We start from the raw sequence: 17,775 nt of genomic DNA on the forward strand, positions 1-17,775 counted from the left end.
GTAGCGTCGGCCGGGTGGAAGATCCCTTCGTCTACTCGATCCCGATGACCACCCGGTTCCGCGGCATCGCGGTCCGGGAGGGCCTGCTGCTGCGCGGCCCGGCGGGCTGGGGCGAGTTCTGTCCCTTCACCGAGTACGACGACGCGGAGGCCGCCTCCTGGCTCGCCGCCGCCCGCGAGGCCGCGGACGACGGCTGGCCGGAACCGGTGCGCGACCGTGTCCCGGTCAACTGCATCGTCCCGGCGGTCGGTCCGGAGCGGGCGCACGCGCTCGTCCGCGCGTCCGGCTGCTCGACGGCGAAGGTGAAGGTGGCCGACCACCCGGAGTCCGCTGCCGAGGACCTGGCCCGGGTCGAGGCCGTCCGGGACGCGCTCGGGCCGTCGGGCGCGGTGCGGGTCGACGCCAACGCCCGCTGGGAGGTCGACGAGGCCGTGGCCGCGATCCGCGCGCTGGACCGCGCGGCGGGCGGGCTGCAGTACGTCGAGCAGCCGTGCCCGTCCATCGAGGAGCTGGCGCTGGTCCGCCGCCGCGTCGACGTGCCGATCGCCGCCGACGAGTCCATCCGCCGCGCCGAGGACCCGTTGAAGGTCGCGGTGGCCGGCGCCGCGGACGTCGCGATCCTGAAGGTCGCGCCGCTCGGCGGGGTCCGGCGGGCCCTCGACGTCGCGGAGGCCTGCGGGCTGCCGTGCGTCGTCTCGTCCGCGCTGGAGACGAGCGTCGGGATGGCCGCGGAGATCGCCCTCGCCGCCGCACTGCCGCGGCTCGACCACGCCTGCGGGCTGGGGACGGGCGCGCTGCTGACCGCGGACGTCGTCGCCCCGGACGCCCGGCTGACCCCGCGGGACGGGTTCCTGCCCGTGCTGCGACGCGCCCCGGAACCCGTCGCGCGGCAGGGCGTCGCTGCCGATCCCGAGCGCACGACCTGGTGGCGGGACCGGCTAGAACGGGTGCAGCTCCGCGCGCGCCGCTACCCTTGACCGATCATGTCCGTGGTCGTGGTGGGAGCCGGACTGGCCGGCGTCGCGTGTGCGCGGGAGGTCGCCGACGCCGGGATCCCCGTGCGCGTCCTGGACCGCGGCCGCGCCCCCGGCGGCCGGATGGCGAGCCGCTGTCACGACGGTCGGCCGATCGACACCGGTGCCGCCTACTTCACCGTGCGGGACCCCGGGTTCGCCGAGGTCGTGGCGACCTGGCGGACGGCCGGCCTGGCCCGGCCCTGGACCTCCGAGCTCGCGGTCCTCGACCACGGGGAGCGGCGCCGGGCGCCCGGGCCGATGCGCTGGGCCGCGCCGCGGGGCCTGTGCAGCCTGGTCGCCGCGCTCGCGGAGGGGCTCCCGCTGGAGCTGGAGCGTGAGGTGGAGCGGGTCACCGCGGGCCCGACGGTCGACGGGGAACCGGCCGACGTCGTGGTGCTCGCGATGCCGGACCCACAGGCCCTGCGCGTCCTCGATCCCCGGCTCGACGCCGTCGCGCTCGCCTCGGGGCGGCCCTGGCGGCCCGTCCTGGCCGTCGCCGCCGAGTACGCCGATCGCACCTGGGACGAGCTGCCCGCTGCGTTCGTCAACGACCACCCGGTGCTCTCCCTGATCGCGGACGACGGCGCGCGCCGCGGCGACGACGCCCCCGTGCTGGTGGCGCACACCGTCTCCGACGTCGCCCGGCGGTTCGACGAGCAGCCGGAGAAGGCGGTCCCGCTCGTCGTCGAGGCGGTGGGGGAGCTGCTCGGGATCACCGCACGGCCGGTGTGGACGCACGCCCACCGCTGGCGCTTCGCGTCCCCCGAGCAGGACCGCGACGTGCCCTTCCACCTCGGCGCGGACGGCATCGGGCTGGCCGGGGACGGCTGGGGCAGCTCCCGGATCGAGACGGCCTGGCGCTCGGGCTCCCTGCTGGGGCGCGAGGTCGTCCGCCGGCTCGGATGACCGGAACCGGTCCAGCGGGTTAACGTCACCGTCATGGTGGAGCCCGCAACCGTCGGAGGCCTCTCCGACGCCCTCACGCCGGCCGACGCCGACGACCGGCCCTTCGGTGTCGCGGACTCCGGCGACGCTTTCGCGATGGCGGTCCTCGACGACGCCGGCCGTGCGGTCCTCGCCGAGCTGGCCACCGCGCTGCCCGCGGATCGCGTGCTCACGGACCCGGACACCGTCCGCCCCTACGTGCACGACGAGGCGGAGTGGGCCGAGCACGGCGCGCCGATCGCCGTCGTCCGGCCGCGCAGCACCGCCGAGGTCGCGGCCGTCGTGAAAGCCTGCGCGCGGCACCGGGTGGCCGTCGTGCCGCGGGGCGCGGGTACCGGGCTGTCCGGGGGCGCCAACGCCGTCGACGGCTGTGTGGTCCTGTCCCTGGAACGGATGCGGGACATCGTGGAGATCGATCCGGGCGAGCGGCTCGCCGTCGTCCAGCCCGGGGTCGTGAACGACGACCTGCGCGCCGCCTGTGCCGAGCAGGGCCTCTGGTACCCGCCGGACCCGGCGAGCGCCCCCTGGTCGACGATCGGCGGCAACGTCGCGACGAACGCCGGCGGCCTGTGCTGCGTGAAGTACGGCGTGACGGGGGACTACGTACTCGCGCTCGAGGTCGTCACAGCGGCGGGGGAGGTCGTCCGGGTCGGGCGGCGGACCGCGAAGGGCGTCGCCGGCTACGACCTCGCCGGGCTGTTGGTCGGGTCCGAGGGCACGCTCGCCGTGATCACCGAGATCACCGTGAAGCTGCGGCCGTCGCGCACGGCGCCGCCGCGTACCGTCGTCGGGTTCTTCGACACCCTCGCCGACTGCGGGGCCGCGGTCGCCGCCGTGACCGCGGCGGGCCTGCAGCCGGCGGCGTTGGAGCTGATCGACCGGCACTGCCTGCACGCCGTCAACGAGTGGCGCCACGCAGGGCTGCCCGAGGACGCCGCCGCACTGCTCCTCGCGCAGACGGACCTGGCCGAGCCCGCGGCGGGCGCCGAGGCCGAGGCGATCGCGTCCGCGTTCGAGGCGAACGGCGCCCGGGACGTGATGGTCTCGACGGACCCGGTGGAGGCCGAGGCCCTGTTCGACGCCCGCCGCCTCGCCTACCCGGCGCTGGAGCAGCGTGGGGACGCGGTGCTCACCGAGGACGTCTGCCTGCCGCGCGGCAGGCTCGCCGAGATGCTCGCCCGGATCGACGTCATCGCGGACCGGCACGGCACGTTCGTCGCCACCATCGCGCACGCGGGCGATGGCAACCTGCACCCGTTGATCATCGTCCCGCACGGCGACGCCGAGGCGCGGACCCGCGCGCAGGCCGCGTTCGACGACATCGTCTCGGCGGCGATCGAGCTGGGTGGCACGGTCACCGGCGAGCACGGCGTCGGCCTGCTGAAACGCGACGGCATGCGCCGCGAGCTGGACCCGGGCTCGCTGGCGATGCAGCGGGCGATCAAGGCGGCCCTCGACCCCGACGACATCCTCAACCCCGGCAAGGTGATCGGCCAGTGAACACGCTCCTCCCCGCATTCGACGACCCGACCGACAAGCTCGCGCTCCGGTTCCCGGACGGCGAGCTGACCTACGCCGAGCTGGCCGGCGTCGCCTCGGACCTCGCCACCCGGCTCGCGGGACACGGGCGCGTCGCGGTGTGGGCGACGTCCACCCTCGGCGCCGCGGTCGGCATCACCGCCGGGCTGCTCGCCGGGGTGCCGGTCGTGCCGGTGAACCCGAAGGTGGGGGAGCGGGAGCTGGCGCACGTCGTGTCGGACTCGGCGCCCGAGCTGATCATGGCGGTCCCCGACGTCACGCTCCCGGAGGCGCTGGCCGGGCTGCCGCGCGTCGACGTCGTCACCGACCCGGCCGGGGTGACGCCCGCCGAGCTGCCGGCCGAGCCCGGGCCCGAGGCGCCCGCACTCGTCGTCTACACGTCGGGGACCACGGGGCCGCCGAAGGGCGCCGTGCTCTCCCGGGGCGCGATCGCCGCCAACCTCGACGGGCTCGCCGAGGCCTGGGCCTGGACCGGCGACGACGTCCTCACCCACGCCTTGCCGATCTTCCACGTGCACGGGCTGGTGCTCGGCACCGTCGGCCCGCTGCGCCGCGGCGGCAGCCTGCACCATCTCGGCGCGATCGACGGCCAGGTCCTCGCGGCGGCGGTCGACGGCGGCGCGACGCTCGTCTTCGGCGTCCCCACGCACTACCACCGGCTCGCCGCGGACCTCGAGGCCGACGCCGCGCTGGCCGCGTCCGTGGGCCGCGCCCGGCTGCTGGTCTCCGGGTCGGCTGCGCTCACCGCCGTCGACCACTCGCGGATCGAGAAGGCGACCGGGCTGGGGGTCCGGGAGCGCTACGGGCTCACCGAGACGCTGATCGTCACCGCCGCGCGGGCGGACGAGCCCGCGGAGGTGGGGGCGGTCGGGCGTCCGGTGCCCGGGACCGAGGTGCGGCTCGCGCCCCTGCCCGAGGCCGAGGGCGACGACGAGGGACTCGGCTCCGTGGAGGTCCGTGGCCCGAGCCTGTTCTCCGGCTACCTCAATCTGCCCGAGGCCAGCGTGGCCTCGCAGACCGCCGACGGCTGGTTCGCCACCGGGGACATCGCCCGCTGGACGCCGTCCGGCGCGCTCGCGATCGTCGGCCGCAAGGCCACGGACCTGATCAAGTCCGGCGGGTACAAGATCGGCGCGGGCGAGATCGAGAACGCGTTGCTGGAGCACCCGGACGTCGCGGAGACCGCGGTCATCGGCGTCCCGGACGACGACCTGGGCCAGCGGATCGTCGCGTTCGTGGTGCCCGTGGGCGACGCCCCGGAGCCCAAGGTGCTCATCGACCACGTCGCGAGCCTGATCGCCCCGCACAAGCGGCCGCGCGAGATCCGGTACGTGGAGTCGCTGCCGCGCAACGCGATGGGCAAGGTGCAGAAGAAGCTACTCTCCTGAACCCCGCGCGAGTCGCGCTCCAGAACCCCGCGAGTCGCGCTCTCGAACCCCGCGAGTCGGGGTGTGAGACCGCGCGAGTCGCGCTCCGGGATCGCGCGAGTCGCGCTGGTCCGGGCGTGTGACCGCCTCCGTCCGGACGTTTCGCGGACCCGGCGACTCGGGCACTCAGCTCCATGAGCCGCCGCGACCCCACGACCCGGACCACCACCGACCCGGCCGAGACCCACGTCGGCACCACCTACCGCGGTCCCGCCGCCGCCGGTGCACCCCGTCTCGCCGATCTCGAAGGGGTGCGTCCGGGCCGGGCGTCCGCGGGCGAGGTGCGCGAGACCGAGCGCTACGACACGGCCGACCTCCGGCTGGCGACACAGGGCATCGTGCTCGCCGTGTACCGCGAGAACGACGCCGAGTACTGGCGTCTCGACCTCCCGGACGCGGGCGAGGGCGAGCGGCTGCAGGTACCCGTCACGCCGTCGGAGGTGGAGGGCGTCGACCCGGAGCTCCCCGCCGAGCTCGACGAGCTGGTGCGCGGCGCCCGCCGCGGTGCGGAGGTGCGGCCCGTCGGCCGCATCCGGCGCGTGCGGACGCGTACCCCCCTGCGCGCCGCCCGCCGCCCGGTCGGTGAGCTGATCCGCGACGAGGTGCAGGTGGCGACCCTCGGCTCCTCGACGACCGTGGAGAACTGGTCCGAGACGGAGGTCAGGCTGACCCTCTCCGCGCCCGCCGGCCTCGCCGAGAAGCTCACCGCCCGCCTCGCCGAGACCGGGATGGAGCCGGCACCCTCCGGCGCCGACGCCGAGCTCGACCGGCTGCTCCGCGTCGGGGCTCCGGCCGCTCCCCGTCGCCGTCTCGACAAGAAGGGCTCCGCCGGAGCCGTCGTCCTCGGCTACGTCGCCGAGCACGTCGACGCGCTGGCCGACGCCGACCTCCTCGCCCGCCGCGGCGACGACGAGGGCGTGCACCAGATGCGCGTGGCCGCCCGCCGCCTGCGCAGCGCCCTGCAGAACTTCCCGACGGTGCTGGACCGGGAGCGCACCCGCCCGCTCGTCGACGAGCTGCGCCACCTCGGTCAGCAGCTCGCCCCGGCGCGGGACCTGAAGGTCGTCGAGGAGCGGATCACCGCCGCCGTCGCGGAGACCGACGACGCGCTCGTGCTGGGGCCGGTGCGGGCCCGCGTCACCAAGCACTTCGCCCGGCCCCGGGAGGAGGCGCGCGCCGCCGTCCTCACCGAGCTCGACGGCGAGCGCTACGCCGCGTTGCGGAGCGCGCTCGAGCGGTTGTTGCAGGACCCGCCGCTGACCGGGGCCGCCGCACGTCCGGCGCGCAAGGAACTGCCGGTCCTGGAGAAGAAGGCGCAGCGGCGCTTCGACAAGCGGCTCGACGCCGCGCTCGACACACTCACGACCGGGGACGCCGAAGCCGGCGACACCGCCGTCCACGAGGCCCGCAAGGCCGGCAAGCGGCTGCGCTACGCCGCCGAGGTCACCCGGGCGCCCGGCATGAAGCTCGGCAGGAAGGACCGGAAGAAGGCGAAGGCCCACGCGAAGCAGCTGAAGTCCGTCCACCAGGCGCTCGGTGAGCACCAGGACACGGTGGTCTCCCGCCGCACGCTCCGGGAAGCTCGGCGCGGCCGCGCACGCCGCGGGGGAGAACGGCTTCACCTTCGGCCTCCTGCACGGCCGGGACCAGGCCATCGCGGAGCGTATCGAGGAGACCCTGCCGCAGATGCGCTCCTGATGCGTCCCGCCACTCGAGCAGCGGCGGAGATCGCCCGCCGATGGCACGATCACACCCGTGAGCGATCCCCGTGACCCGGTGGCCGACCTCCGCCGCATCGCGTTCCTGCTCGAACGCGCGCACGAGTCGACCTACCGGGTCCGCGCCTTCCGCACCGCCGCCGCGGCCCTGCGCGGCAAGGACCCGGACGAGCTCGCGGCGCTGGCCCGGTCCGGGGAGCTGGTCAAGCTCAAGGGCGTCGGCGAGGTGACGGCCCGGTGTGTGGCCGAGTCCCTGACCGGCGAGGAGCCGGTGTACCTGCGCCGGTTGGAGGCCACCGACGGCGTCGAGCGCGTCCAGGCCGCGATCGACCTCCGGGACACGATCAAGGGCGACTGTCACAGCCACACCGACGCGTCCGACGGCGGGTCGCCGCTGTGGGAGATGGTCGAGACGGCGATCGGCCTGGGGCACGACTACCTCGTGATCACCGACCATTCGCCGCGGCTCACGGTCGCGAACGGCCTCTCCGCCGAGCGCCTGAGGAAGCAGATCGAGCAGATCGCCGAGATCAACGCGGGGCTGCGCGGCTTCCGGATCCTCACCGGCATCGAGGTCGACATCCTCGACGACGGCGCCCTCGACCAGCAGGAGGACCTGCTCGCCGAGCTCGACGTCGTGGTCGCCAGCGTGCACTCCAAGCTCCGCATGCCCCGCGCGGAGATGACCGAACGGATGCTCACCGCCGTCGCGAACCCGCATGTCGACGTCCTGGGGCACTGCACCGGGCGGATGGTCACCGGCAACCGCAAGCGCCCGGAGTCGGACTTCGACGCGGAGGCCGTGTTCGCCGCCTGCGCGGAGTACGGCACGGCGGTGGAGATCAACTCGCGGCCGGAGCGGCTGGACCCGCCGAAGCGCCTGCTCCGCCTGGCCGTCGAGGCGGGCTGCGAGTTCACGATCGACACGGACGCCCACGCGCCCGGTCAGCTCGACTGGCTGGACAACGGCTGCTCCCGCGCGGTCCTCTGCGGCGTCCCGACCGAGCGGGTCCGCAACACCCGGGACGCCGAGGCCCTCCTCGCCCGATGACCTCCTTCCCCCGGTGACCAGGCCGGAACCCCTCGGCTCGAGGGGCCTCACGTCCGGCGGAGGGAGTCCAGGCGGGCGGTGAGGAAGCGGCGTTCGGGATCGTTGCCGACGAGCTCCAGGGCTCGCCGGTAGGCCTGCGCGGCCTCGCTGGTGCGGCCGAGGCGGAGGAGGAGATCCGCGCGGGCGGCGGGGTAGAGGTGGTGGGTGCGCAGGCGGGGCTCGTCGGCGAGCGCGTCGAGCAGGACCAGCCCGGCGGCGGGGCCGTCGCGCATCGCCACCGCGACCGCCCGGTTCAGCGCGACCAGCGGCGAGGGCGCGATCCGGGCCAGCACGTCGTAGAGCGCGACGATCTGCGGCCAGTCCGTCGTCGCGACGTCCACGGCCTCGTCGTGCAGCGCGGCGATGGCTGCCTGCACCGCGTACGGGCCGACCGGCCCTCCGGTCAGGGCCCGCACCACCAGCTCGCGGCCCTCCTCGATCAGCGTGCGGTCCCACCGGCCGCGGTCCTGGTCGTCGAGCAGGATCAGGTCGCCGTCCGGACCGGTGCGGGCGTCGCGCCGGGCGTGCACCAGCAGCATCAGCGCGAGCAGCCCGGTGACCTCCTGCTCGCGCGGCAGCAGCCGGTGCAGGATCCGGGCGAGCCGGATCGCCTCGAGCGCGAGGTCGACGCGCAGCAGCTCCGGCCCCTCGCTCGCCGCGTAGCCCTCGGTGAAGACCAGGTAGACGACGCGGAGCACGCCTGGCAACCGGTCCGGCAGCTCGTCGGCCCCGGGGACGCGGAACGGGATGCGGGCGTCGCGGATCTTGCGCTTCGCCCGGACGATCCGCTGCGCCATCGTCGCCGGTTCGACCAGGAACGCACGGGCGACCTCCGGCGTGGTCAGCCCGGCGAGGCACCGCAGGGTCAGCGCGACCTGCGACTCCCCGGGCAGCGCGGGGTGGCAGCAGGTGAAGAACAGCCGGAGGCGTTCGTCGGGAATCCCGTCGTCCGGCTCGTCGGGGGCGCCGGGGTCGGTGCGGTCGGCCTCGGCCTGCAGGATCGCGACCCGCTCTGCGTAGGCGCGGTCCCGGCGGAGCCGGTCCACCGCGCGTCGACGGGCGGTGGTCAGCAGCCAGGCCCCCGGCTTGTCGGGCACCCCGTCGGCCGGCCAGTGCACCAGCGCCGCCTCGATCGCGTCGGAGGCGACCTCCTCGGCCAGGTCGAGGTCGCCGAAGCGGCGCACCAGGGAGGCGAGCAGCCGGCCCCGTTCCTCCCGGAACACGGCCTCCACCGAGGTCCCGGCGCCGGCTGCTCCCTCGGACACGGACGGACCCGTCAGCGGAACTCGACGACCGGACGCACCTCGACGGCCCCACCCGCGGCCGTCGCCGGGCAGCGGCCCGCCCAGCCGAGCGCGGAGTCGAGGTCCGGGAGGTCGAGGACGTAGTAGCCGCCCAGGACCTCGCGGGTCTCGGCGAACGGGCCGTCGGTCGTCTCGGGTGACCCGTTCCCGGCGCCGCGCACCGTCGTCGCGCTCGCGGGGCCGTGCAGCGCGTCACCGGCGACGCGGATCCCGGCGTCGGCGACGGCCTTGTCGTAGGAGACCCAGGCCTCGTTCATGTCCCGGGGCTCGGTGCCGGCGGGGGGCTCGGGGGCCTCCGGAACGTAGATCAGCAGCATGTACTTCACGGCTCGACTCCTGTCGCTCGTCGTGCACGGCGGGGTGCCGCACAGCATGACGACGAACGCGCCGTCCCGGAATCGACAGCGGCCCGGAACCTTCCTCAGGCGAGCTCGAAGTCCGCGAAGTCGAAGCCCGGCGAGACCACACAGGTGACGAGCGCCGGCTCGCTGCCGAGTCGCCGCGCGGACTGCCAGTGCCCGCCCGGGACCTCGTGCTGCGGGCGGGCCCCGGCGGACGGGGGACCGAGGGTGAGGGGCCGGCCGGGGTGCGGCGCCTCGCCGTCCCCGCCCGGGACGAGCGCCACGATCGAGCCGGAGTGCCAGCACCACAGCTCGGCCGAGCGCACCCGGTGCCACCGTGACTCCCCGTCGAGCAGGTAGAGGATCGCGGTGGCGCTCGGTCGCGGGCCGTGGTCGGTCTCGAGAGTCACCGGCGAGGTCCAGGTGCGCCGGAAGTACCCGCCCTCGGGATGGGGTTCCAGGTCGAGGGCGAGGGCGAGCGCCGGGACGGAGGTTCCTGCCATGGCGCGCAGTCTCGCCTCCCCGCGCGCCGTTGTCGCGCTCTGTGACGAAAATTGTGTTACCCAGAGTAGTTGAACGATGCCGCACGATCTGTCACCCCTCGATCGTGCGCCACTCGACCAGGTGGCAGAACTGGCGTCGCTCACGATCTGCGGTGAAATGGGCACAGTCCTGAGACGCGAGAGACGGGAGGTGCCCACGGTGCGGATGCTGCTTACGTCCCGATCGGTGGCCGTGGTGCTCGGCGCCTGCGCGCTGGTCGCGGTCACCGGTGCGGCCTCGCCCGCGTCCGCCGCCGAGCCGGCGCCACCCGGGGCGGTCCGGCCCGCCGAACCCGTCGCGCCAGGACCGCCGGCGGCGCCGTCGAAGTGCACGACGACGACGTCGGAGAAGCTCGGCTGGGGCGAGCCCACCCGCACCTCGGACTTCGACGGCCCCACCCTGCCGCCGGACTGGCACGCCTACGGCCCCGAGCCTGGCCACGCGAAGAAGGGCACCCGGACGCCCGACGCGGTCACCCTCGAGGACGGTGTCGTCACGATCACCGGGCAGCAGGACGGCACCACCGGCGCGATCAGCTGGCACCCCGGGCAGCGCTACGGCCGCTGGGAGGGGTGCGTGAAGGCCGACCCCGGCAAGGGCGGCTACAACGCGCTGTTCCTGCTCTGGCCCGTGGCGGAGGACTTCCCGGTCGGCGGGGAGATCGACTGGATGGAGATCACCTCCGACGACCGGCAGAAGACCAGCTTCTTCCTGCACTACGGCGCCCAGAACGACCAGGAGTACGGCTCGGTGCGCCACGACGCCACCGAGTGGAACGCCTGGGCCGTCGAGTGGACCCCGGAGGAGATCACGGCGTACGTCAACGGCAAGGAGTGGTACTCCACCACCGAGACCTCGCACTTCCCGCCGGGGCCGATGAACATGACGATGCAGCTGGACTACTTCCCGCCCGCGGGCGGGAGCACGGCGATGCACATGGACTGGGCGAAGCAGTGGGCGCTGCCCGAGAGCGAGCCCGCCCAGCTGTCACTCGGCCCGGGCGAGCCCGCGACCGGCCAGCCGCGCGACTACCCGCAGCACAAGCCGCGGCCGCTCGACCAGATCCGGCAGTAGCCCCCCGAACTCGTGGGCAGCGGGGACGCAAGAACTGGGGCCGTCCCCGCTGTCCACGACCTACCGCTGTGGGGCCTACCCGTGCGCGGCGGCCTCGAGCTCGGCCGCGGTGGGCGGGTTCGCCCCGCGGCGCGAGCAGGTGATCGCGGCCGCCGTGACACACTCCTCGAGCACCTCGTCGAGCGTGACGACGTCGATGTCGCGCAGCGCGGTGCGCGCCCCCGGGCCGAGCAGGCCGCGTCGGTGCAGGCCCGCGAGCAGCGCCGCGGTGAAGCTGTCCCCGGCGCCGACCGTGTCGACGACGTCGACCGCCCGTCCCGGCAGCGTCGTCCGGATCCCCGTCGCGGTCCCGGCCAGCACGCCGTCGGCGCCGAGCGTGACCGCGACGATCGACGGCCCGCGGCCCAGCCAGTCGTCGACGACCTGCCCGGGCGGGGTGTCCGGCACCAGCCAGCGCAGGTCCTCGTCGCTGACCTTCACCACGTCCGCGGTGCCGAGCACCTCGTGCACCCCGCGCAGGACGTCCGCCGGGTCCCCCATCAGCAACGGACGGCAGTTGGGGTCGTAGCTGATCGTCGCGGTCGCCGCCGCCTTGGCCAGCAGCTCCCGCAACACGGTCGCACCCGGTTCGGCGGTCAACGCGAGCGAGCCGGAGTGCACGGCGACCACGGAGCCGTCCACCGCGCCGCTGAGCTCGTCCGGGGTCCACTGCCAGTCCGCGGTCCCCGAGATCCGGAAGTCGTAGGTCGCCTGGCCGTCCTCGGACAGCTCGACCAGCGCGAGCGACGACGGCTCCTGGGCCCGCACGACGTGCCCGAGGTCGACGCCGTTGCTTTCGAGATGCGCCCGCAGCCGGACGCCGAGCAGGTCGTCCGCGATCCGCGCCAGCATCCGGGCCGGGACGCCGAGGCGGGACAGTCCGACCGCCACGTTCGCCGGGCTGCCGCCGGGGGCGAACTCGAAGTACCCCTCGGCCGGCGCCGGCACGATGTCGACGAGCGCCTCCCCTGCGACGGCGATGACGGCCTGGTCCGGGGCTGCACTCTTCACCGGGGACTCCTTCGTCGGGTGACCCGGCCCGGTCGGGTTCGGCCGGGGCGCGTCCACTCTGCCACGTCCCGGACCGCCCCGGTCGTCATCCCTCGACGGTTCGCGCGAGATTGTCCAGGACCCCGGCGTAGATGCGGGCCAGGCCCTTGGGTGCGAAGGTCTTCTCGAAGAAGCCGCCGATGCCGCCCGCGCCGTTCCAGGTCGTGGTGATGGTGACGGTGCTCGCGGCGTCCCCGGCCGGCGCGACGGTCCATGTCGTCACCATCGAGGAGTTCGCGTCCGTCTCGACGAGCTGTCCCGGGGTCGGCTCACTGACCTGGACCTTGACGTCACGGACGCGCTTCTTCGTCGCCTGCAGCTTCCACGCGGCGGTGGTGCCGGCACCGGTGCCGCCGGTCGTCACGGAGTAGTCGCTGTACTGCTCGGTGAGGATCGCCGGGCGGGTCACCGTGTAGTCGGCGACGGCTGCGCGGACGCGGTCGGCGGGGGCGGGAACGGTGCGCTCGGCGGTCGCGGTTACCTGTGCCATGACTCCATCCTGCCGTTCGCCGGTCCGTCGGCCGTCCCGGCCCGTCAAGTGCCGGTCCACGGGCGCGGGCGTGGTAGTCACTAGGCGTGCGGAGGATCCCGGTGATCGTCGTCGCCGGTTTCCTGGGCTCCGGCAAGACCACGATGCTCAACCACCTGCTCGCGAACTCGCTCGACGCGAGGATCGGCGTGGTGGTCAACGACTTCGGCGCCATCGGCATCGACGCGATGCGCCTGGCCGGCAGCGCGGACGCGATGGTCTCCCTCGGCAACGGGTGCCTGTGCTGCGCGGTCGGTGAGGACGGCGTCGCGGCGCTGCTGGACCGGCTGGCGAGGCGCAAGGACGAGATCGACGTCATCGTGATCGAGGCCAGCGGCATCGCGGACCCGGGCACGCTGGTCCAGCTCGTGCTCACCGCCGGGAACCCGCACCTCGTCTACGGCGGGCTGGTCGAGGTCGTGGACGTCACGGAGTTCGAGGCGACGCGGCGGAAGCACCCGGAGGTGGACAGGCACCTCGCGCTCGCGGACCTGCTCGTGCTGAACAAGGTCGACCGGGTGGACCCCGGGAAGGTCTGGCGGGTCCGGCGGCTGTGCCGGGCGGCCAACGGGCTCGCCCCGATCGTCCCGGCGCGCCACGGCGCCGTCGATCCGCGGCTGCTGTTCGACATCGAGATCGTCCCCGGCCGGCAACTGCTGCTGGGGGAGGGCGGCGCGGACGACGGCGATGACCACTCGGGGCACCTGCACGCCGCGTACGACAGCGTCGCGTTCACCTCCGACGTCCCGATGGACCCGCAGCGCCTGCTGGACCTGCTCGACGCGCGCCCCGCCGGCGTCTACCGGATCAAGGGCATCGTCGCGTTCGGCGCGTCGCGGCCGGAGAAGTACACGCTGCACACCGTCGGCCGCTACATCCGGTTCCGGCGGGACCGCTGGGCGTCCGGGGAGGCCCGTCGGACCAGCCTGGTGCTCATCGGATCGGGCCTCGACGCGGACATGGTGGACTCCGGACTGCGGGGCTGCGTCGCGGACGCCGACACCAGGACGGACCCGGACGCCATGCTCCCGGTGCACCGCTACACCTTCGGACGGTGATCCGGATCCGCCCGCAGGCGCGGGCGTAATCTCGGTTCGTGATCGCGCGCTCCCTGCGGATCCGAGCCCTGAGACTCGCGTTGCGCCTGCTCTTCGGCCTGCCGCACCCGATCAAACGGCTCCTGGCGGGGCCGGCCGTGCGGTTGGAGGACCAACTGCTGGACCTGGACCTGCAGCTGCTCATCAGGGCCGGCGACCTGCTCGCGCGCAGCGGCCCGGCGGGTGACGCCGCGATGGCCGAGCAGCGCAGACAGGCGGACGAGGCGGCCGAGCTGGCCGCCGAGGGGCTCTTCGACGACGTCGTCATCCGGGACTTCACGGTCCCCGGCGCGGACGGCTCGGTGCCGGCCCGGCTCTACGTCCCGCCCGGCCTCGACGGGCGGTCCGGCCTGCTCGTCTACTACCACGGCGGGGGTTTCGTGCTGGGCAGCATCGCCTCGGCCGATCCGCTCTGCCGGCTGCTCGCGGCGCAGGCCGGGGTCCGGGTGCTGTCGGTGGAGTACCGGCTCGCGCCCGAGCACCCGTACCCGGCCGCCCTCGACGACGCCATCGCGGCGTACCGGTATGCGGCGGAACGCGCCGAGTGGCTGGGCGCGGACCCGGACCTGATCGCGGTCGGCGGGGACAGCGCGGGGGCGAACCTCGCGCTGGTCGTCGCGCACCAGCAGGCGCTGAGCCGCGGCCGCGTGCCCTCGTTCGTCGTCGCCTTGTACCCGGCGACGGACGCCGGGCGCACGGGTGGCTCGCGGATCAGCTTCGGTCGCGGTTTCGGGATCACCACGGACTACCTGACCGAGCTCGAGCAGATGTACCTGCCGGACGGCGTCCCCGCCGACGACGCACGCGGCGCGATCCTGCGGGCGGACGACCTGTCGGCCATGCCGCCGGTGTACCTGTCGACGGCCGGTTTCGACCCGTTGCGCGACGAGGGCGAGGAGCTGGCCGAACGGCTGCGCGAGGCGGGCGTCCCGGTCGTCGCGCGGCGGTTCGCCGGGCTCCTGCACGGCTACGCCAGCTTCACCGCGATCAGCCGCGCCGCCCACGACGCCACGTTCGACGCCGCCAGCGCGCTGCGGGCCGCCCTGGCACTCGTCGGCAGCCTCCGGGAGCAGAGGCAGCGGCAGAGCGCCTGACGGAGCGCTGTCGTGAGCGTCACGTTTAGCCGACGTAACTCGACGTCGTCACAATCGATGATGTGAGTGGCGGCCGGTGAGGGCCGCCGTCACGGCAGCACGATCGAGTACGAGGCGATGAACGAGTTCGTCAAGGGTGCGCCGGCAGACCGCCTGCCGACGTTGGTCCGGACCACGCAGGGCTACCGGGTCTTCGATCCCGCGCTGGTCGCGGGGAGCCATTATCAGATCGACGAACACGGGACGCTCGTCTACACGAGGCTGCCGGCCGGGAGCGTGGCGCTGACCGTGCTCGTCCTGTCCGCGGTGGCCGCGCTGTCCCTCGGCGACGGCTGGCTCTCGATCGCGGGGTGGATGGCGGCCGGGCTGGTCGTGGCCACGGCACTGGCCGGCGTCGCGCTCTCGCTCGTGCACGCCGTCAGCAGCCCGGAACGGCGCTACCGGCGGCTGCACGGCGACGCGTCGTACACCCGGGACGTCGTGGAGCGCGGCACGCAGGCCTGGCGGCTCTGCGAGCAGGCCGAGCGCCTCGCCGCGACCCGCTCGTGGATCATCGGCTCGGTCGACTCCTCCCGCTCGCTGCCCGCCCTGCTCTGGGCCGGGGTCGCCGGCGAGGACGCGGCCGCGGAGGCGGTGGACCGCCTGGTGAACCCCACCACGGGCCCGCCCCTGCCCGCCCCTGCCTGACGGCTCCCGGACCTGGCGCAACCACCGGCGCCTACGCCCGCCGGTGCCGGCCCGGCCGGCCCTGGTCCGGCACCGGGCGAGCGGGGGCCGTCCGGTCCGAGCCGTGCCGCGCACCGTCGCCCCGCCGTCGCCGTTTCTGCTCGTACATCGCCTCGTCCGCGGCCTGCCAGGCGCCGGGGAAGCCGGTGACGACGCTGTACGGGGCGTGCCCGAACGAGCCCGCCACGCCGGCCGTCGCCATCGCGCGCTCGGCGCGGGCCACCAGCTCGCCGGCCTGCTCGGGCGTCGCGCCGACGGCGACGATGCCGAACTCGTCGCCGCCGAGCCGGGCCAGGACGTCGCCCTTGCGGACCGTCCCGGCCAGCACGGTGGCGGCGCGCCGGATGTGGCGGTCCCCGGCCTCGTGCCCCTGGGTGTCGTTGACGCTCTTCAGGTGGTCGAGGTCCAGCACCACGACGCACGCGGGGTCGCCGAAGCGGCGGAACCGCTGCTCCTCCTGCCGCAGGTACCGGTCCCAGCCGCGGCGGTTCAACAGCCCGGTCAGCGCGTCGACCTCGGCCTCGCGCCGGGCCTGCTCGAGCTCGCGGGCGATCGCGGTGGCGCGCAGGTCGGACTCGAGCACCGCGGACAACAGGCTGGAGAGCAGGTCCAGCAGCGGCCCGTGCTCGGTCAGCGAGACCGGCTTGCGGTGCGGGTCGAAGCCGCAGACCGTGCCGAACAGCTCGCCGTCGGGCTGGACGATCGGCGTGCCGATGTAGGAGCTGATCTCGATCGGGGCGTGGGTGGCGGCCGCCGCGTACTCCGGGACGGCGGAGACGTCCGGCGCGATCCGCGGAGCCGTGCCCGAGACCATCCACTGGCACATCGAGCCGGCGTAGTCGACCTCCGCGCCGTGCGTGATCGGGTACGCGTCGCCGTCGGTCGCGAGGACGATCTGCCGTCCGCTCGCGATCCGGGTGACCGCCCACATCCCCATCGGGGCGACGTCGGAGAGGTGACGGACGACGAGTTCGCAGGCCGTGTCGAACGCGCGCGCCGGCAGCAGGTGGGCCGCCACCTGCATCGACGTGCTCGCGTTCGGCCTCACGGGCATCAGGCACCCTAACTTTCGGCGGGAGCCGGGCGCATCGGTCACACCGTGAACCACTCGTCGTCCCACCTGCGCGAAGGGGTCGCGACGGCTCTCCGGATCTCCCTGACCCTCGACTCCACGAGCCCCGGCCGCCCGCGCGGGTTCCGGAAGCTCGCCCTCGGCTACGAGGCCGAACCGCTGCCCGCGCCGTTCCGGACCCGCGAGGACGCTGCGGACAACGAGTTCTGCGTCGCCTGAACGACACGCCGGTACCCCCGTTCGCGTGCTACTGCGTGATGCGCAGTAGTGTGCGTCGCGGAGAAGGGGGGCGGCCGTGGACACGAGTCAGCTGCTCAAGGGCGTGCTCGATCTGGCGGTGCTGGCGGTGCTGGAGCGGGCGGACGGCTACGGCTACGAGGTGGTCCGTGGCCTGCGGGCGGCAGGCCTGCCGGACGTCGGGGACGCGTCCGTCTACGGAACCCTGCGCCGCCTGTACAACGCGGGTCTGCTCACGTCGTACGTGATGCCGAGCGAGGAGGGTCCGCACCGCAAGTACTACAGCCTGAACGGCCCGGGCCGGGAGCGGTTGAAGGAGAGCGTCGAGACCTGGCAGGCGTTCGCCAGGACCATGGAAGGCTTGGTGAAAGCGGCATGACGTCGGAGAACAGTGTCGTCGGGGACGAGCCCACCGTCCGGATCGCGGCGGACCCGGCACCTGCGGACCGCTACCTGGACGGCGTGCGGGTGGCTCTCGCGGACCTGCCGGCGTCCGAGGTCGCCGAGATCCTCGACGACGTGCGTGCGCATCTCGCCGACCTCACCGCGGAACTCGACGGCCCCGGGGACTTCGAGACGCTCACCGGCCGGCTCGGCGGTCCGGACGCCTATGCCGCCGAGCTGCGGTCCGCTGCCGGGTATCCGGCTCCTCCCGGGCCTCCGGAGAAGGTGCGGTCGCGCGCGGCGGCCGGGCGGTTCGCCGTCGCGCTGCTCGTCCTGGCCACGCTGTTCCTGCTGGCCGGAGGGTTGGGCGAGGTCCCATCGCTGGTGCTGTTCGGGATCCTGGCCGGGCTGGTGGCGCTGCCCGTGGTGCTGCCCGACGGGCCCCGTGTCCCGTCCGCGGTGGGGCTGCCGGAGGTGCGCCGGTTCGCCGCCGCCCGTCCCGGGCGGACTCACCCTGGCGCGGAGCAGCGGGATTCCTGACGAGCCTGCA

19 protein-coding genes are annotated in these 17,775 nt (G+C 74.4%); 13 read left to right on the plus strand and 6 right to left on the minus strand.

All coding sequences use genetic code 11. The annotated features are described in order from the left end of the window. Positions 1–14: 14 nt before the first annotated feature. The 6 genes from WBK50_RS06320 (at position 15) to WBK50_RS06345 (ending at position 7,696) form a co-directional block, all read left to right on the plus strand. Positions 15–977 (plus strand): o-succinylbenzoate synthase, encoded by a 963-nt coding sequence (locus WBK50_RS06320; RefSeq protein WP_341334688.1) that lies wholly within the window; start codon positions 15–17, stop codon positions 975–977. 6 nt (positions 978–983) lie between these two features. After that, on the plus strand, positions 984–1,922 hold the full coding sequence (locus WBK50_RS06325; RefSeq protein WP_341334689.1) for an NAD(P)/FAD-dependent oxidoreductase: 939 nt from the start codon (positions 984–986) through the stop codon (positions 1,920–1,922). A 135-nt stretch (positions 1,923–2,057) separates the two neighbouring features. After that, positions 2,058–3,461 (plus strand): FAD-binding oxidoreductase, encoded by a 1,404-nt coding sequence (locus WBK50_RS06330; RefSeq protein WP_341339315.1) that lies wholly within the window; start codon positions 2,058–2,060, stop codon positions 3,459–3,461. After that, positions 3,458–4,888, plus strand: coding sequence for an AMP-binding protein (locus WBK50_RS06335; RefSeq protein WP_341334690.1), 1,431 nt, complete (start codon positions 3,458–3,460; stop codon positions 4,886–4,888). Before WBK50_RS06330 ends, WBK50_RS06335 begins: the two co-directional genes overlap by 4 nt. Positions 4,889–5,061: 173 nt before the next feature. Continuing rightward, positions 5,062–6,699 carry a CYTH and CHAD domain-containing protein gene (locus WBK50_RS06340; protein ID WP_341334691.1) on the plus strand — a complete coding sequence of 546 codons (1,638 nt, stop codon included), beginning with the start codon at positions 5,062–5,064 and terminating at the stop codon, positions 6,697–6,699. Further along, complete coding sequence (locus tag WBK50_RS06345) at positions 6,683–7,696, plus strand: PHP domain-containing protein (protein WP_341334692.1); 1,014 nt, start codon at positions 6,683–6,685, stop codon at positions 7,694–7,696. Before WBK50_RS06340 ends, WBK50_RS06345 begins: the two co-directional genes overlap by 17 nt. A gap of 47 nt (positions 7,697–7,743) precedes the next feature. Here the strand turns inward: WBK50_RS06345 and WBK50_RS06350 are convergent, their stop codons facing one another. The 3 genes from WBK50_RS06350 to WBK50_RS06360 form a co-directional block, all read right to left on the minus strand. Beyond that, entirely contained in the window at positions 7,744–9,000 is a 1,257-nt protein-coding gene (locus tag WBK50_RS06350; RefSeq protein WP_341334693.1) for an RNA polymerase sigma factor, read from the minus strand. An 11-nt stretch (positions 9,001–9,011) separates the two neighbouring features. After that, positions 9,012–9,356, minus strand: a complete 345-nt coding sequence (locus WBK50_RS06355) for a YciI family protein (RefSeq protein ID WP_341339316.1) — start codon at positions 9,354–9,356, stop codon at positions 9,012–9,014. 104 nt (positions 9,357–9,460) lie between these two features. Beyond that, entirely contained in the window at positions 9,461–9,883 is a 423-nt protein-coding gene (locus tag WBK50_RS06360) for a cupin domain-containing protein (RefSeq protein WP_341334694.1), read from the minus strand. A gap of 205 nt (positions 9,884–10,088) precedes the next feature. Here WBK50_RS06360 and WBK50_RS06365 point away from each other — a divergent pair, with 205 nt between their 5' ends. Further along, positions 10,089–10,997, plus strand: a complete 909-nt coding sequence (locus WBK50_RS06365) for a glycoside hydrolase family 16 protein (protein ID WP_341339317.1) — start codon at positions 10,089–10,091, stop codon at positions 10,995–10,997. Between the two features lie 75 nt (positions 10,998–11,072). On the opposite strand, the gene WBK50_RS06370 is transcribed toward WBK50_RS06365, so the two are convergent. Both WBK50_RS06370 and WBK50_RS06375 read right to left on the minus strand, forming a co-directional pair. Further along, on the minus strand, positions 11,073–12,047 hold the full coding sequence (locus tag WBK50_RS06370; protein ID WP_341334695.1) for a carbohydrate kinase family protein: 975 nt from the start codon (positions 12,045–12,047) through the stop codon (positions 11,073–11,075). An 85-nt stretch (positions 12,048–12,132) separates the two neighbouring features. After that, complete coding sequence (locus WBK50_RS06375; RefSeq protein WP_341334696.1) at positions 12,133–12,576, minus strand: SRPBCC family protein; 444 nt, start codon at positions 12,574–12,576, stop codon at positions 12,133–12,135. Between the two features lie 86 nt (positions 12,577–12,662). Between WBK50_RS06375 and WBK50_RS06380 the strand changes: the two genes are divergently transcribed. The 3 genes from WBK50_RS06380 (at position 12,663) to WBK50_RS06390 (ending at position 15,493) form a co-directional block, all read left to right on the plus strand. Beyond that, a complete protein-coding gene (locus tag WBK50_RS06380; protein WP_341334697.1) occupies positions 12,663–13,673 on the plus strand; it encodes a CobW family GTP-binding protein in 1,011 nt (336 codons plus the stop codon). A 38-nt stretch (positions 13,674–13,711) separates the two neighbouring features. Next, the gene (locus WBK50_RS06385) at positions 13,712–14,806 is read left to right on the plus strand and encodes an alpha/beta hydrolase (protein WP_341334698.1); all 1,095 of its coding nucleotides are present in this window, start codon (positions 13,712–13,714) and stop codon (positions 14,804–14,806) included. A 66-nt stretch (positions 14,807–14,872) separates the two neighbouring features. Further along, complete coding sequence (locus tag WBK50_RS06390; protein WP_341334699.1) at positions 14,873–15,493, plus strand: hypothetical protein; 621 nt, start codon at positions 14,873–14,875, stop codon at positions 15,491–15,493. 31 nt (positions 15,494–15,524) lie between these two features. Here the strand turns inward: WBK50_RS06390 and WBK50_RS06395 are convergent, their stop codons facing one another. Beyond that, entirely contained in the window at positions 15,525–16,586 is a 1,062-nt protein-coding gene (locus tag WBK50_RS06395) for a GGDEF domain-containing protein (RefSeq protein WP_341334700.1), read from the minus strand. A gap of 45 nt (positions 16,587–16,631) precedes the next feature. On the opposite strand from WBK50_RS06395, the gene WBK50_RS06400 reads away from it, so the two are divergent. The 3 genes from WBK50_RS06400 to WBK50_RS06410 all read left to right on the plus strand — a co-directional run bounded on the left by WBK50_RS06400 (position 16,632) and on the right by WBK50_RS06410 (position 17,765). Then, positions 16,632–16,823 carry a hypothetical protein gene (locus WBK50_RS06400; protein WP_341334701.1) on the plus strand — a complete coding sequence of 64 codons (192 nt, stop codon included), beginning with the start codon at positions 16,632–16,634 and terminating at the stop codon, positions 16,821–16,823. A 76-nt stretch (positions 16,824–16,899) separates the two neighbouring features. After that, on the plus strand, positions 16,900–17,220 hold the full coding sequence (locus WBK50_RS06405; protein WP_341334702.1) for a PadR family transcriptional regulator: 321 nt from the start codon (positions 16,900–16,902) through the stop codon (positions 17,218–17,220). Then, positions 17,217–17,765: an HAAS signaling domain-containing protein gene (locus WBK50_RS06410; RefSeq protein ID WP_341334703.1), complete on the plus strand. Its 549-nt coding sequence runs from the start codon at positions 17,217–17,219 to the stop codon at positions 17,763–17,765. Before WBK50_RS06405 ends, WBK50_RS06410 begins: the two co-directional genes overlap by 4 nt. The last annotated feature ends 10 nt before the right edge of the window (positions 17,766–17,775 follow it).

It is taken from the genome of Pseudonocardia sp. T1-2H (genome assembly GCF_038039215.1).
GTDB lineage: Bacteria > Actinomycetota > Actinomycetes > Mycobacteriales > Pseudonocardiaceae > Pseudonocardia.

Coding starts and splice junctions, on each gene's coding strand:
- WBK50_RS06325 (WP_341334689.1), top strand. CDS start 984: ATGTCCGTGGTCGTGGTGGGAGCCGGACTGGCCGGCGTCGCGTGTGCG.
- WBK50_RS06330 (WP_341339315.1), top strand. CDS start 2,058: ATGGCGGTCCTCGACGACGCCGGCCGTGCGGTCCTCGCCGAGCTGGCC.
- WBK50_RS06340 (WP_341334691.1), top strand. CDS start 5,062: ATGAGCCGCCGCGACCCCACGACCCGGACCACCACCGACCCGGCCGAG.
- WBK50_RS06355 (WP_341339316.1), bottom strand. CDS start 9,356: ATGCTGCTGATCTACGTTCCGGAGGCCCCCGAGCCCCCCGCCGGCACC.
- WBK50_RS06360 (WP_341334694.1), bottom strand. CDS start 9,883: ATGGCAGGAACCTCCGTCCCGGCGCTCGCCCTCGCCCTCGACCTGGAA.
- WBK50_RS06365 (WP_341339317.1), top strand. CDS start 10,089: ATGCTGCTTACGTCCCGATCGGTGGCCGTGGTGCTCGGCGCCTGCGCG.
- WBK50_RS06375 (WP_341334696.1), bottom strand. CDS start 12,576: ATGGCACAGGTAACCGCGACCGCCGAGCGCACCGTTCCCGCCCCCGCC.
- WBK50_RS06395 (WP_341334700.1), bottom strand. CDS start 16,586: ATGCCCGTGAGGCCGAACGCGAGCACGTCGATGCAGGTGGCGGCCCAC.
- WBK50_RS06410 (WP_341334703.1), top strand. CDS start 17,217: ATGACGTCGGAGAACAGTGTCGTCGGGGACGAGCCCACCGTCCGGATC.